This is a genomic window from Microbacterium sp. zg-B96, from assembly GCF_030246865.1.
Classification (GTDB): Bacteria; Actinomycetota; Actinomycetes; order Actinomycetales; family Microbacteriaceae; genus Microbacterium.
In genome coordinates, this window is the sequence record NZ_CP126738.1 from 364,755 (window position 1) to 379,323 (window position 14,569).

14 protein-coding genes are annotated in these 14,569 nt (G+C 69.8%); 3 read left to right on the forward strand and 11 right to left on the reverse strand.

What is annotated here, in order from left to right:
* Positions 1–89: 89 nt before the first annotated feature.
* On the reverse strand, positions 90–1,334 hold the full coding sequence (locus tag QNO11_RS01620; protein WP_257508985.1) for an MFS transporter: 1,245 nt from the start codon (positions 1,332–1,334) through the stop codon (positions 90–92).
* Between the two features lie 60 nt (positions 1,335–1,394).
* On the opposite strand from QNO11_RS01620, the gene QNO11_RS01625 reads away from it, so the two are divergent.
* The 3 genes from QNO11_RS01625 (at position 1,395) to QNO11_RS01635 (ending at position 3,503) form a co-directional block, all read left to right on the forward strand.
* Positions 1,395–1,772 (forward strand): MerR family transcriptional regulator, encoded by a 378-nt coding sequence (locus QNO11_RS01625; protein ID WP_257508986.1) that lies wholly within the window; start codon positions 1,395–1,397, stop codon positions 1,770–1,772.
* A 42-nt stretch (positions 1,773–1,814) separates the two neighbouring features.
* On the forward strand, positions 1,815–2,090 hold the full coding sequence (locus QNO11_RS01630) for a LacI family DNA-binding transcriptional regulator (RefSeq protein WP_257508987.1): 276 nt from the start codon (positions 1,815–1,817) through the stop codon (positions 2,088–2,090).
* A 102-nt stretch (positions 2,091–2,192) separates the two neighbouring features.
* Positions 2,193–3,503, forward strand: coding sequence for an HNH endonuclease signature motif containing protein (locus tag QNO11_RS01635; protein ID WP_257508988.1), 1,311 nt, complete (start codon positions 2,193–2,195; stop codon positions 3,501–3,503).
* A 33-nt stretch (positions 3,504–3,536) separates the two neighbouring features.
* Here QNO11_RS01635 and QNO11_RS01640 read toward each other — a convergent pair whose 3' ends face one another.
* From QNO11_RS01640 to QNO11_RS01685, 10 genes are all read right to left on the reverse strand, one after another.
* Positions 3,537–3,830, reverse strand: a complete 294-nt coding sequence (locus QNO11_RS01640) for a metal-sensitive transcriptional regulator (RefSeq protein WP_257508989.1) — start codon at positions 3,828–3,830, stop codon at positions 3,537–3,539.
* A complete protein-coding gene (locus QNO11_RS01645) occupies positions 3,827–5,515 on the reverse strand; it encodes an FAD-dependent oxidoreductase (protein ID WP_257508990.1) in 1,689 nt (562 codons plus the stop codon). Before QNO11_RS01645 ends, QNO11_RS01640 begins: the two co-directional genes overlap by 4 nt.
* A gap of 79 nt (positions 5,516–5,594) precedes the next feature.
* Positions 5,595–6,476, reverse strand: coding sequence for an SDR family NAD(P)-dependent oxidoreductase (locus QNO11_RS01650; RefSeq protein WP_257508991.1), 882 nt, complete (start codon positions 6,474–6,476; stop codon positions 5,595–5,597).
* Positions 6,477–6,529: 53 nt separating this feature from the next.
* On the reverse strand, positions 6,530–7,222 hold the full coding sequence (locus tag QNO11_RS01655) for a response regulator (protein WP_257508992.1): 693 nt from the start codon (positions 7,220–7,222) through the stop codon (positions 6,530–6,532).
* Positions 7,219–9,720: a DUF4118 domain-containing protein gene (locus QNO11_RS01660; RefSeq protein WP_257508993.1), complete on the reverse strand. Its 2,502-nt coding sequence runs from the start codon at positions 9,718–9,720 to the stop codon at positions 7,219–7,221. The genes QNO11_RS01655 and QNO11_RS01660 overlap by 4 nt, the downstream gene beginning before the upstream one ends.
* 3 nt (positions 9,721–9,723) lie before the next feature.
* Entirely contained in the window at positions 9,724–10,338 is a 615-nt protein-coding gene (gene kdpC, locus QNO11_RS01665) for a K(+)-transporting ATPase subunit C (protein WP_257508994.1), read from the reverse strand.
* A 22-nt stretch (positions 10,339–10,360) separates the two neighbouring features.
* Positions 10,361–12,511 (reverse strand): potassium-transporting ATPase subunit KdpB, encoded by a 2,151-nt coding sequence (gene kdpB, locus QNO11_RS01670; protein ID WP_257508995.1) that lies wholly within the window; start codon positions 12,509–12,511, stop codon positions 10,361–10,363.
* Position 12,512: 1 nt separating this feature from the next.
* Complete coding sequence (gene kdpA, locus QNO11_RS01675) at positions 12,513–14,186, reverse strand: potassium-transporting ATPase subunit KdpA (protein WP_257508996.1); 1,674 nt, start codon at positions 14,184–14,186, stop codon at positions 12,513–12,515.
* The gene (locus QNO11_RS01680; protein WP_257508997.1) at positions 14,186–14,275 is read right to left on the reverse strand and encodes a potassium-transporting ATPase subunit F; all 90 of its coding nucleotides are present in this window, start codon (positions 14,273–14,275) and stop codon (positions 14,186–14,188) included. Before QNO11_RS01680 ends, kdpA begins: the two co-directional genes overlap by 1 nt.
* A complete protein-coding gene (locus QNO11_RS01685) occupies positions 14,272–14,472 on the reverse strand; it encodes a hypothetical protein (protein WP_257508998.1) in 201 nt (66 codons plus the stop codon). The genes QNO11_RS01680 and QNO11_RS01685 overlap by 4 nt, the downstream gene beginning before the upstream one ends.
* Positions 14,473–14,569: the final 97 nt, after the last annotated feature.

Here is a 14,569-nt window from a genome sequence, read left to right on the forward strand (position 1 = left end):
GACGTTTCGAGGTCTTCGGGGATGACCGCGATCGCGCCTGCACCGAAATGCGCCAGTCCGGCGCGATCGACCCGCGTCCATAGCCGGGCTCAGTCCGTGGCGGCATCCGGGTCGGCGAGGTGTCCGCGGGGGAGGTCTCGACGGGCGAGCAGGAAGCCGACGACGCCGAGCGCCGCAGCAACGAGCATCGCGACGGCGGATGCCGCCATGTTCACCGTCGGCGCGGTTTCACCACCGAGAAGGCCGCCGAACCACGGACCCACGGCGATGCCGACGTTGAAGAACACCACGATCCCCGCTCCCGCGAGGGTGCGGGTGTTGTCCGTCGCGACCCGCATCAGCGTCGTCTGCAGCAGCGGGAAGATCGCACCCAGTGCGAAGCCCCAGATCACGAGGCCGGCCACGACCGCCCAGAGCGTTCCCGGGGCGATCGCCAGGGTGGCGAACGCGACGGCGAACAACATCAGGGTCATCGCGAACGAACTGCGTGGAAAGCGGTCTGCGAGGAACCCGGCGATGATGACGCCCACCATGCCGGCCGCGCCGTAGACGAACAGCAGCCCGGCCGCCCACTGCGCGTCGATCGAGGCGGAGGTCTCGAGATAGGGGCGGATGTAGGTGAAGGACGCGAACTGTGCCGCCGCGATGAGGATCGCCGCGACGCCGAAGGTGGCCAGGGCGGGAAGTGACGGGTCGCCCCACAGCCGGTTGCCCTTGCCGCGTGGTGGTGTCGCCGGCTGGTAGCGGGGCATGCCACGCACGACGACGACGCCGAGCAGCAGTGCGACCAAACCCAGCACGACGAACGTCGCGCGCCAGCCCAGCGCCTGGGCGAGCAGGGTGGCGGCCGGCAGGCCCACGACCGTCGCGGCCGTGCCGCCGGCCGCGACGATCGCCAGGCCCCGGCCCAGATGCGGCGGTGCCAGCAGGGCGCTGGCGTAGACGATCACGACGGCCCAGAAGAGTCCGTGGGAGAGGGCGGCGGCGATGCGGGTGGCGAGGGCGAACTCGTAGCCGGGCGAGAGCGCGGTCGCGAGGTTCGCCAGCGCGAACGTCGCGAGCGAGATGCCCACGACAAGCCGCCTGTCCAAGCGCGCGGTGGCACGCGCGAGGGGGATGCTCGTCACGATGACGGTCAGGGCCCATACCGAGATGAGCAGCCCGATCTGCACCGGCGGCACGCCCAGATCCGCCGACATCTCGGGCATGAGGCCCGCCGGAAGGGACTCCGCCGTGACCGTGACAAGGACGGCGAGGCTGAGGATCAGGAGGGGGCGCAGCGGCAGGTGCCCCGTCTGTCCAGGCGTCCGCACGGGGGCCGTTGAGGTGGTCATGCGTCGAGGCTAGAGTCTGACACCAATGTCAATGTCAAGAGCAACGGAGCAGACGGACACATGAAGATCGGCGAACTGTCGGAACGAACCGGCATCCCCACTCGAATGCTGCGCTATTACGAGCAGCAGGGTCTCATCAGCTCGCGGCGCGCGTCGAACGGGTACCGCGCGTATGACGCGTCGGATGTCGAGCTCGCATCGCGGGTGCGCGCCCTCGTGCAATCGGGGCTGTCGACCCGGATGGCGCGGATCGTGCTCGACATCGAGCGGCAAAGTGAGCAGGGCGTGCCGGCATCCTGCTCGATCGCGCTCGCCGAGGAACTGGCGGAGGAACTCACCGCCATCGAGGAGCGTCTCTCGTGCCTCAAACGCAGTCGTGACTCGGTCGCGCGGTATCTGGACCAGGTGCGACCTGCACAGGTGCGCGAGGTGTCCTAGCCGTTCTCCTTTTTCCTTGTGGCGGGGTGTCGAGTCTGCGGCGTGCCGTTCGACGTCTCAGTGCGGGCGCACCGCGCGCCGGGAGGAGGGACTGCCATGAACGACCATCGCGCCCCGACCATCGAGGATGTCGCCGCCGCGGCCGGCGTATCGAGGTCGACCGTGTCGCGGGTGATCAACGATGACGAAAAGGTGAGTGCGCGCACGCGCACTGCTGTGAATCAGGCGGTCAGTGACCTCGCTTATGCACCGAATCCGGCCGCGCGGTCGCTGGCCCGTGCCCGGGCCGGGCGCACCCGGGATGCCACCGCGTCTTGAGGGTCTCCTCCCCAGGAGATAGTTTCGCGAGTTTCCCACAATGCGGGTGGGACCTGGGTTTTAGGCCTCTCAATGTCGGAGGGGGTCGGCAGGATTGGGGGTATGAACACCTCCCCGGCCACCACCCCGACCGACGTGATGTCGGCAATCGCGGTGGTCGCGGAGATGGTGGAGACCGACCGGCAGCTCGCCGCGATCCAGGCCCGCCAACTCGCACTGCTGGGCCGCGCGGGAGACATCGCGGCGGCGGAAACTGCCCGCATCCCGCTCTCGTCGCAGCGGGAACGGGAACTGCCGCTGCGGTCGATCGCGGCGGAGCTTGCCGCGGCGACGCGCCGGTCGGATCGGGGCATGCAGAACCGCATCCACCAGGCGACCGTGATGCGTGACCGGTTCCCCGCCACCGTCACCGCACTGGCGGAGGGCCGCATCGACATCGGGCACCTGCGGGTGATCGAAGAAGCCGGTGCCCGGCTCACCGACCCCGACGCGCGGGCGATGTTCGAACAGGCCGCCCTCGCGGTCGCGGAGAAGGAGACCGCGGGCCGGGCGCGACCGGCGATCCTCGCGCTCGCGCAACGCATCGACCCTGTTCCGTTCGTGCAGCGGTATGCGACGGCGGCGGAAGCCCGCCGGGTCTGGGTGCACGACCTGGCGGACGGCATGGCCGAGTTGGGTGCTCTGCTCCCCGCGCACCTCGTTCACGGGATCATGGACCGGATCACCCAGTGCGCCCGCATGCTGCTGGAACAGGACGCCGAGGCCGACGGGGCGGACCACGTGGACGCCGCGCAACCCGACGACCGCACGATGGATCAGCGCCGCGCCGATGTGCTCAGTGACCTGCTGCTCACCGGGCACGCCACTGCGGCAGCCTCCGATGCCACGGTGTGTGAGACGGATGCGATCGTCGCGCACATCCAGGTGACGGTGCCCGCTGCGACCCTGACCGGTGCGGATGTGCCCGCCACCTTCGTGGGGCACGGCCCGATGGACCCGGACACCGCCCGCGACTATGCCTCCCACGCCACCGCCTGGGACCGGATGTTCACCGACCTCCGCACCGGCGCGATCGACAGCACCGACACCTACCGGCCCTCCAGGGCGCAACGCCGGTTCCTACGGGGCCGGGACGAGCACTGCCGGTTCCCCGGCTGCCGCGCCGCGGTGTGGCACTGCGACATCGACCACACCGTCGACTACGCCCACGGCGGCCCCACCCGGGTGTGCAACCTCGCCCACCTGTGCAAACGGCACCACATGCTCAAACACAACACCGCCTGGACCGTGGAACAACACCCCGGCGGGATTTTGGTGTGGACCAGCCCGACCGGACGGGTCTACCCCGACATCCCGCAGCGCACGCTCGAATTCATCGCCGCGGCCAGCAGCGGCGCACCCCCACCGTTCTAGGTGCGGGGCACCCGCCCGCCCACACGGGCGGGGTCAGGCGAGTGAGAGGAACAGCCGCTCCAACTCGGCGACGCTCACGCCGCCGGCATCGGCCCCTTCCGTAGCGTCGTCGTCAGTCGTGACGCACTTGCGCATCGCAGTGCTGATCACCGAGAACCCGGCGCGATCGATTGCCTTGCCGACCGCGGCGAGTTGGATCACCACCTCACGGCAGTCTGCGCCCGACTCCATGGCATCGATCACCCCGGTCAGCTGACCGCGGGCTCGCTTGAGTCGGTTGACGGCCCGGCGGATCTCGGCGGCCTCGTCGGGCGTCGTGTCGGTCATGCGTACTCCCGCAGGTTCATGGTGCTGCCGGCCTTCCAGGTGAGGTAGCCGCCGTCGAGATTGCGCACTCGACGGCCGCGCTGGGTGAGGATCCTCGCCGCGGTGTGACCGCGCTGTCCGACCTGGCAATGGACGATCAGGTCGCCTTGAGGAAGTGAAGCCGACTCGTCGCGGATCGTATCGAGCGGGATGTTGACGCTTCCCGGGATGCACCCGGCGTCGTACTCGTGCGGGGCGCGGACGTCGATGAGGGTCGCCCCTGCGGCGAGGGCGGCGTCGAGCTCGTGCCACTGCAGGGTCTCGCTGACGCCCGCGGCAAGATTGCCGGCGATGTAGCCGACCATGTTCACGGGGTCCTTCGCGCTGGCGTACTGCGGCGCATACGCCAACTCCAGGTTCGCGAGTTCCGCGGCAGGCAGGCCCGCATGCATCGCCGTCGCGATCACGTCGATGCGCTTGTCCACACCACTGCCGCCCACGATCTGCGCGCCGAGGATGCGACCGGTACCGGGATCGACCATCGTCTTGATGGCCATGCGGCCGGCGCCGGGATAGTAGCCGGCGTGGTCGGTGGGGTGGGTGTGGATCACGTGGTGCGGCCGGCCCGCATCGACAAGTCGCTGCTCGCTCCAGCCGACCATCGCGATCGTCACGTCGAACAGGCCGACGATGGCCGTGCCGAACGCGCCGGACGCGGGGGCGGGAGCGACGTCGAGGCGCCCGGTCTCCCAGCCGATGACGTCCGCCGCTGCGCGACCATGCCGGTTGGCGAGGCCCGCCATCGTCACGAGCGTCGGTTCGCCGGAGACGGCATCCGTCTTCTCCGCGGCGTCCCCGACGGCGAAGATGCGGGGATCGTCCGTCCGGTGGTGGCCGTCGACGCTGATGCCGCCCGACGCGCCGATCGTCAGACCCGCTGCCCGGGCGAGCTGCGACGCCGGCGCGACGCCGCGCGCATCGATCACGAGCTGGGCGTCGACGGTCGTCCCGTCCGACAACCGCACTCCGGACGCATCGACTTGCTCCACGGTCGTGCGGGTGCGCACGTCCACGCCGTGACGGGCCAACTCGTCGACGATGGGGGCGGCCATCTCGGGATCCAGCGGGCTCAGTGCGTGCCGGCCGCGCTGTACGAGCGTGACCTCAAGGCCGCGCCGCACCAGGTTCTCGGTCGCCTCCACCCCGATGAACCCCGCGCCCATGACTACGGCGCGGGTCGGGGTGGCCGCGCGCGCGGCGAAGACGGCGGTGATCCGGTCGACGTCGTCGATCGTGCGCAATGTCACGACCGGGGGGCCATCGTCGCCGTAACCGCCGCGTTCGCGAGGTTCAGCGCCGACCGCCAGGATCAGGTAGTCGTACGCGTGGGGGGCGGTCGCTCCGGTGCGCAGATCGCGCGCCGTCACCGTGCGCGCCGCACGATCGACAGCGGTGACCGCATGACCGACCCGCACGTCGATCGCGAAGCGCGACCCGAGCGACTCCGGCGTCTGCAGCAGCAGGGAGTCCCGCTCGGCGATGACGCCGCCGACGAAGTACGGCAATCCGCAGTTGGCGAAGCTCACATGATCGCCCTGCTCGAACACGACGATCTCGGCTGTCTCATCCAGACGGCGCAGCCGGGTGGCGGCGGACATGCCTGCGGCGACGCCCCCGACGATGACGATCTTCAGCGGTCGGCACATGTGTGTCTCCAAGTCCGGGGTTGGATACCCCCCAGGGTATTCTCGACCATGCCGCCGGACGTGGCAATTCGCCCGGCCTTCAGCGCGCGAGACGTTGCACGATTCGGGCGCGCCAGCTCGAGGGCAACAGGGCGATCAGCGCGAGCGCGCGGGCCTCCCGGCCGATGAGATGGCGTGGTTTCGGCGTCCGGGTGTCGAGGATCGTCGCGATCAGCCGGGCGATGTCCTCCGGCGCCGCCGCGGTGCGGAATGCCTGCTCAGCGCGCTGGAATGTCGCCATCATCGGAGCTCGATAGTGGCCGGCGACGTCGGCGGGCATGCCGTCGAGCACCTCGTGGCCGCGAGCGGTGCTGTCGGTCAGGATGCCGGTGCGAACCGCCCCCGGCTCGATCAGGCTCACGCTGACACCGGAGCCGGCGACCTCCGCGCGAAGTGCATCGGTCAGCGCGGCCAATGCCGCCTTGCTGGCACCGTAGGCGCCGCCGAAGGGGAGGGCCACCCGGCCCTGCCCGGCTCCGACGAACACCATCCCGCCTCCCGTTTCCCGCAACTGCGGAAGGAGCGCCCGCGCGAGCACCGCGGGCGCGATCGTGTTGATCTCGAGTTGCCGCCGCAGCTGGTCGGCGGGGAGGCCTTCGATCGGTCCGGGCACGGCGAGTCCCGCGTTACTGACCACCGCGTCGAGGCGTGGTTGCGCAACCACGGCGTCGAGCAGTACCCGGAGCGATTCGTCGTCGGTCAGGTCGACTTCGAGCACGGTGGTGCGGTCGAGGTCGCGCAGCGATGTGACGTCCTGCCCGGGAAGCGCCGTCCCGATCACCCGCCACCCGTTTTCCGAGAGCGCTCGTGCTGTCGCAAGGCCGATGCCCGTGGCGGCTCCGGTGATGAGCGCCGTGCGGGTCGGTGCGGTGCCGCTGGGCGGCGAAGGCTCCAGTCGTCGGGCGTTACGCCGGGATGCCATACCGGATGCTATGGCGTGCGTTGCTGCGTGGCAAGAACCCGGAGCACTCCTGATCAGGCCCGGTGCAGATCGAGCCGGTAGCCCATGCCGGCCTCCGTGATGAGGTAGCGCGGCGACCCCGGGTCCGGCTCGAGCTTCTTGCGCAGCTGCGACATGTACAGCCGCAGATAGCCGGTGTCGGCGACATGGGTGGACCCCCAGATGCTGGTGAGCAGCGTCTGACGGGTGACGAGCTTGCCGGGGTTGCGGATGAGCAGTTCGAGCACCTGCCACTCGGTGGGGGTGAGGCGGATGTGATCGGTGCGCCCGTCGACTGCGCGCGTGACGTCGCGCGAGGCGAGATCCACGGTCACGTCCCCGAACGAGACGACGGGGTCGGGGGAGTGCTGCGGGGTGCGGCGGGTGAGTGCCCGGATCCTTGCCAGCAGCTCTTCCACCGAGAACGGCTTCGTCACGTAGTCGTCGGCACCGGCATCCAGCGCCTCGACCTTGTCGGCGGCCCCGGAACGGCCCGATACGACGAGGATGGGCGCCTCCGACCAGCCGCGGATGGCCTGAATGACGGCGATGCCATCGAACCGCGGCATGCCCAGGTCGATCAGGTACAGGTCGGGGTGATGGTCGATCGCGGCCGCGATGGCCTCGGTGCCGTCGGTCGCGGTGAAGATCTCGTAACCCTTGGCGGTGAGGGTGATCCGCAGCGCCCGCAGGATCTGCGGATCGTCGTCGGCGATCAGGATCTTCACGACTGTGCGCCTTCTGGTGACGGCGCGAAGGCGGGCAGTGAGATCACCATGGTCAGGCCGCCGCCCGGGGTGTCCTCCGGAGTGAGGGTGCCGCCCATCCCCTCCACGAAACCCTTCGACAGTGCCAGCCCCAGGCCGAGCCCGGTGGTGTTGTCGGTGTCGCCGAGACGTTGAAAGGGCACGAACACATCATCGCGCCGATCGGCGGGGATGCCCGGCCCGTGGTCGACGACCCGGATCTCCACGGTGCGCGCGAACGCGCTGGTGGCGATGCGCACCTTCGTGCCCTCCGGGGCGTGGCGCAGCGCATTGGCGAGCAGGTTCACCATGACGCGCTGCAGCAGCACCGGGTCGGCATCCACCGGTGGAACGGTGTCGTCCAAGTCGAGCTCGACGAGGCGAGGATCGGTGTCGAGCTCCTCGAGGGCGGGGAGGATCGTGTCGGCAGGGTCGACGGGGGCGGTCGAGATCGCCAGAACCCCCGCCTGCAGCCGGCTCACATCGAGGAGGTCGGTGACCAGTGCCGCGAGGGTGGTGAGGCTCTCGTCGGCGGTCGCGACGAGCTCGTCGCGATCTTCTTCCGTCAGCGCGTTGCGGGCGGCGCGCAGGCCGCTGACCGAAGCAGTCGCGGCGGCCAACGGGCGACGCAGATCGTGGCTGAGTGCCGACAGCAGCGCGGTGCGCACCCGGTCCGAGGCGGCCAGCGGTGCGATCTCGCTCGCCGCCGACGCGAGCGCATCGTGTTCGAGGGCCGCTTTGAGTTGGGCGACGATGACGGCGAGCAGACGCTGTTCGGATGCCTCCAGGTCGGGGCCGTGCAGTTCCAGGCGGGCCCGCTCGCCCACCGGCATGACGACGTGGTGCTCGTCCGCGAGTGGCTCGCCGCTGCGGGCGAGCACGGCTCCGTCGAGGACCAGCCGCACCCCGGCGAGCCCGAAAGCCTCGCGGGTGCGCTCGACGATCGCCTGCACCGCGCCCTGCCCTCGCAGCACACTGCCGGCGATCGTCTGCAGCAGTTCGGACTCGGCGGCCGAGCGACGAGCGGCGCGGGTCTGCCTGGCCGCGCGGTCCACGACGTAGCTCACCAGGATCGCGTTGACGAGGTACAGCGCCAGCGCCAGCAGGTGCAGCGGGTCGCTGACGCTGATCGTGAACTGCGGCGCGATGAAGAAGAAGTCCAGGGTGAGGCCGGACAGCACGGCGGCGAACATGGCGGGCCAGACGCCACCGACCAGGGCCACCACGACGACCAGCAGCTGGTAGGCGAGCACGTCGCTGGTGATCGACTCCGCGCTGCGCAGCGCCACCAGCAGCCAGGTGAGCAGGGGACCGCAGATCAGCGCGAGCACGAACCCCGCGACGCGTCGTCGCATCGTCAGCGCGCCGCCCATGCGGGGAAGCGCGAACCTGCCACCGGCGGCATCGTGGTTGACGATGTGCACGTCGATGTTGCCGGCTTCCCGGATGACAGTCGCGCCGATCCCCGGACCGGTCAGCAGTGCCGACAGCCTGCTGCGGCGGCTGACGCCGATGACCAGCTGGGTCGCGTTGACCGACTTGGCGAAGTCGACCAGCGCCGCCGGGACGTCGTCTCCCACCACCTGATGGAACGTGCCGCCGAGCGTCTCGACGAGGGCCCGCTGCTGGGCCAGCGCCGCGGGGTTCGCGCTGCGCAGTCCGTCTTGGCTGGTCACATGCACGGCGAGCAGCTCGCCGCCGGCCGAGCGGGCGGCGATGCGGGCGCCGCGGCGCAGCAGCGTCTCGCCCTCCGGCCCGCCGGTGAGGGTGACCACGACGCGTTCGCGGGCCTCCCATTTGCTGTCGATGCCCTGTTCGGCGCGGTAGTTCTTCAGCGCCTGGTCCACCTCGTCGGCCAGCCACAGCAGCGCGAGCTCTCGCAGCGCGGTGAGGTTGCCGAGTCGGAAGTAGTTGGAAAGGGCCGCGTCGATCCGTTCGGCGGGATAGACGAGTCCCCCCGCGAGGCGATCCCGCAGCGCTTGCGGCGCGAGGTCGATCACCTCCACCTGGTCGGCGGAGCGCAGCACGGCATCCGGGATGCTCTCGCGCTGCGGCGCACCCGTGATCTGCTCCACGACGTCGTTGAGCGACTCGATGTGCTGGATGTTGACGGTGGAGATCACGTCGATGCCGGCATCCAGCAGCTCGTCGACGTCCTGCCAGCGCTTGTCGTTGCGGGAGCCGGGGGCGTTCGTGTGCGCGAGCTCGTCCACCAGCGCGACCTGCGGGCGCCGCGCGAGGACGGCGTCGACGTCCAGCTCGGTCAGTTCCACGCCGCGGTGGGACACCGTGCGGCGGGGGAGGATCTCCAGCCCCAGCGTCATGGCGGACGTGGCCGCGCGGCCGTGGGTTTCCACGACCGCGACGACCACGTCTTTGCCTTCGCCGACCAACCGCGTGCCCTCTTCGAGCATCGTGTAGGTCTTGCCGACGCCGGGGGCGGCGCCCAGCAGCACGCGCAGCCGCCCCCGTCCGGTCATGTGTCAGCCCTCCAGCTCGTCCAGTGCCAGATTAAGCTCCAGCACGTTCACAACCGGTTCCCCGAGGTACCCGAGTGTTCGCCCGGTGCTGTGGTCGGCGACCAGCTCCCGCACCTGCTCGGCGTCGAGGCCGCGTTCGGCGGCCACGCGGTCGATCTGGATCGCGGCGTACTCCGGGCTGATGTGGGGATCCAGGCCCGAACCAGACGCGGTGACCGCATCGGCGGGCACTTCGTCCTCGGTGACCCCGTTGAGTTCGGCCACCTGCGCCTTGCGCTCGGTGATCGCCGCGATCAGGTCGTCGTTCTCGGGGCCGAGGTTGGACCCCGACGACGCACCGCCGTCGTAGCCGTCTCCGGCTGCCGATGGGCGGGGCTGGAAGTACTCCGGCAGCGGTGCGCCGTCGGCATCCGTGAAGGGCTGGCCGATCAGCGCGGAGCCGACCGGTTCCCCGTCACCGTCCCGCACCAGGGAGCCGTTTGCCTGAGCGGGCAGGATCAGCTGCCCCACCCCGGTGATCACGAGCGTGTAGCCGATGCCGAGCATCAGGGTGAAGACCGCCATGGCGCGTCCGGCGACCCAGACGGTGCGGCCGGTCGAACGAGTCGATGTGTTCATTGTTCGCTCCCTCCTCGGGGGCTCAGAAGCCGGGGATCAGGCGGACGACGAGGTCGATCAGCCAGATTCCGATGAAGGGCGCCACGACTCCGCCGACGCCGTAGATGAGCAGGTTGCGGCCCAGGGTCTTCGAGGCACCTTGGGGCCGGTAGGTCACACCGCGCAGCGCCAGCGGCACGAGAGCGACGATGACCACCGCGTTGAAGATGATCGCCGACAGCACGGCGGATGCCGGCGAGTGCAGGCCCATGATGTTCAGTGCCGCGAGGCCGGGGAAGACCCCCATGAACATCGCCGGGATGATCGCGAAGTACTTCGCGAGGTCGTTCGCGATCGAGAAGGTGGTCAGCGCCCCTCGGGTGATGAGCAACTGCTTGCCGATGCGCACGATGTCGATGAGCTTGGTCGGGTCGGAGTCGAGGTCGACCATGTTGCCGGCCTCCTTCGCCGCCGACGTGCCGGTGTTCATCGCGACCCCGACGTCGGCCTGCGCGAGCGCGGGTGCGTCGTTGGTGCCATCGCCGGTCATCGCCACGAGGTTGCCGCCGGCCTGCTCGGCGCGGATGTAGGCGAGCTTGTCCTCGGGGGTGGCCTCGGCGAGGAAGTCGTCGACACCGGCCTCCTTCGCGATGGCCGCGGCGGTCAGCGGGTTGTCACCGGTGACCATGACGGTGCGGATGCCCATCGACCGCAGCTGGGCGAAGCGCTCGGTGAGTCCCTCCTTGACGATGTCCTTGAGGTGGACGACGCCGAGCACCTCCCCGTCGCCACTGCCGGAGCGGATGGCGACGACCAGCGGAGTGCCGCCGGAGCGGGCGATGCGCTCGGTGTGCTCGTCGAGTTCGGCGACCACGCTCGATGGCAGGCGCCGGCCCTCCGATTCCAGCCACGCCACGACCGCGGATCCGGCACCCTTTCGGATCTGGGTGCCGCCCGGCAGGTCCAGCCCCGACATGCGGGTCTGCGCGGTGAACGGCACGATGTCGCCGGTTGCCAGGCCATGGATGCTCACACCCTGCAGCGTGGCCAGGTCGACGATCGACACGCCCTCGGGGGTCGGATCCGCCAGCGACGACTGCGCCGCCGCGCGGATCAGATCCTGGTCGGCGACGCCGGTCATGCCGACGAACTCGGCGGCGCGACGGTTGCCGTAGGTGATGGTGCCGGTCTTGTCCAGCAGCAGCGTCGTGACATCGCCCGCCGCCTCGACGGCACGGCCCGACATCGCCAGCACGTTGCGCTGCACCAGCCGGTCCATGCCCGCGATGCCGATCGCGGATAACAGGGCGCCGATGGTGGTGGGGATCAGGCACACCAGCAGCGCGATGAGCACCGTGATGCTGACGGGGGCCGCGGCATACGACGCGATCGGGTTCAGCGTCAGGGCGACCACGACGAAGATGATCGACAGCGATGCCAGCAGGATCGACAGCGCGATCTCGTTCGGCGTCTTCTGCCGCGCCGCGCCCTCGACGAGCGCAATCATGCGGTCCACGAACGTCTCACCGGGCTTCGACGTGATCCGCACCACGATCCGGTCCGACAGCACCCGCGTGCCGCCGGTGACGGCGGAGCGGTCGCCGCCGGATTCGCGGATCACCGGAGCGGATTCGCCGGTGATGGCCGACTCGTCGACCGAGGCGATGCCCCACACGATGTCGCCGTCGCCGGGGATGAGCTCCCCTGCCGAGACCACCACGGTGTCCCCGAGCCGGAGGTCGGCACTGGACACGTCGGTCGTGCCGGCGGCCAGCGCCGCCGGGTCATCGCTCGCGTCGTACGTGGCCACGCGGTGGGCGGTGGTGCTGGTGCGGGTCTGGCGCAGCGTCTCGGCCTGCGCCTTGCCGCGGCCCTCGGCCACGGATTCGGCGAGGTTCGCGAACAGCACCGTGAGCCACAGCCAGATGGCGATCGCCCAGGTGAACGACCACGGCACCGGCGTGCCGCCGGAGTCGGCCGGACCGCCCAGGAAGGGTTCGGCGACGGCGATCGTCGTGGTCAGCGCGGCGCCGACCCAGACGAGGAACATCACCGGGTTGCGCCACTGCCGGCGCGGATCGAGTTTGCGGAACGCGCCTGGGATGGCGGCGCCCAACTGCGCCCAGGAGAACGCGCCGCGCGTGGGGGCGGGGCGCTGCACGTGAGGTGCGGGCGAGGTGAGAGTGGTGGACATGTCAGATCAGCCCTTCGGCCAGGGGGCCCAGCGTGAGAACGGGGAAGAAGGTCAGTGCGGTCAGCAGCACGGTCACCACAGCCAGCATCCCGACGAACTGCGGTCGGTGAGTGGGGAGGGTGCCGACGGTGGCGGGAACGGTGTCCTGGGCGGCGAAGGAGCCGGCCAGGGCCAGGACGAACACGATCGGCAGGAACCGGCCGAGCAGGATCGTGACCCCCAAGGCGGTGTTCAGCCAGGGGGTGTTGGCGGTGAGGCCTGCGAAGGCGGAGCCGTTGTTGTTCGCGGCGGACACGAACGCATACAGCACCTCGGACATGCCGTGCACGCCGGGGTTGTAGATCGAGACGGACTCGACCTCCTCGCGGATGCCGGGGAGGGCGAAGCTCAGCGCGGTGCCGGTGAGCACCAGGGTCGGCATCACGAGGATGTAGAGCGCCGCGAGCTTGATCTCGCGCGGTCCGATCTTCTTTCCGAGGTACTCCGGAGTGCGCCCGATCAGCAGACCCGAGACGAACACGGCGACGACCGCGAGCACCAGCAGGCCGTACAGGCCGGAGCCGACACCACCGGGGGTGACCTCGCCGAGCATCATGTTCAGCATCGGCATCATGCCGCCCAGTGCGGTGAATGAGTCGTGCATCGAGTTGACGGCACCGGTGGAGGTGGCCGTGCTGGTGGTGGCGAACAGCGTCGACCCGAGGATGCCGAAGCGCTGCTCCTTGCCCTCCATCGCGCTTCCGGCGAGCCCGGGCGCGGTGCCCTGACCGTTGGATTCGAGCACCGTGAGGATCGCGTACGACAGCGTGAACAGCACCGCCATCACCGCGAGGATCGCGTAGCCCTGGCGATTGTCGCCGACGATCCGCCCGAACGTGCGGGGCAGCGCGAACGGGATGACGAGCATCAGCAGCACCTGGAAGAGGTTCGTCCACGCGGTCGGGTTCTCGAACGGGTGCGCGGAGTTGGCGTTGAAGAACCCGCCGCCGTTGGTGCCCAGCAGCTTGATTGCCTCCTGGGATGCGGTGGGGCCGCCCGGGATCGTCTGCACGCCGCCGGTCAGGGTGGTGACTTCACCGAACCCGTTGAAGTTCTGGATCACCCCGCCGATCATCAGCACGATCGCCGCAGCCGCGGACAGCGGCAGCAGGATGCGCAGGATGCCGCGAGTGAGGTCGACCCAGAAGTTGCCGATCGTGCCGGACCGGCGATAGGCCAGGCCGCGCACCACGGCGATCGCGACGGCCATGCCCACGGCCGCCGAAGTGAAGTTCTGCACCGTCAGACCCGCCATCTGCACGGAGTACCCGAGGGTCAGCTCCGGCGAGTAGGACTGCCAGTTGGTGTTGCCCACGAACGAGGCCGCGGTGTTGAACGACAGGTGCTCGCTCGCAGCGGGCAGCCCCAGCGAGTAGGGCAGCCACTGCTGAAGGCGCTGCAACCCATAGACGATGAGCAGGCCCACGGCCGAGAAGGCGAGCACCCCGCGCAGGTACGCCTGCCAGGACTGCTGCGCCCTGGCATCCACCCCGATCACCCTGTACAGGCCGCGTTCGACCTTCCAATCCTTGCGTGAGGTGTACACCCACGCCATGTAGTCGCCCAGCGGGCGGTACAGCACGCCGAGGATGACGGCGACGGTCAGCAGGCCGAGGGCCGCATACAGCCACCCCATCAGAACCGCTCCGGCTTCACGAGGGCGAGCAGAAGGTACGCGATCGCGGCCACACCGAGGGCGACAGCGAGAAGCTCGAACACGATCACAGCTTCTCCACCGCCTTTCCCAGCAGGCCGACGGTCACGAACAGGGCGATCACGCCGAGTACGTAGACGAGGTCAAGCACGAAAAGACTCCAGTTCGCAAGGTCCGGCACACGGGTGGATGCCGCACGTCCGACGGGACGCAACTCCTGATCCAACTCCGCGCGGCCGCCGCCGAGGCCCGTCCTAACGGAAGCCATACGGGTGCAGGGCGAAACCTAACGGCACTCCTACGCGGCCGCCGCCTGCGCCACCAGGGGGTGGACGCGCGGGGGGCGGCACACGAGACTCAGCCTC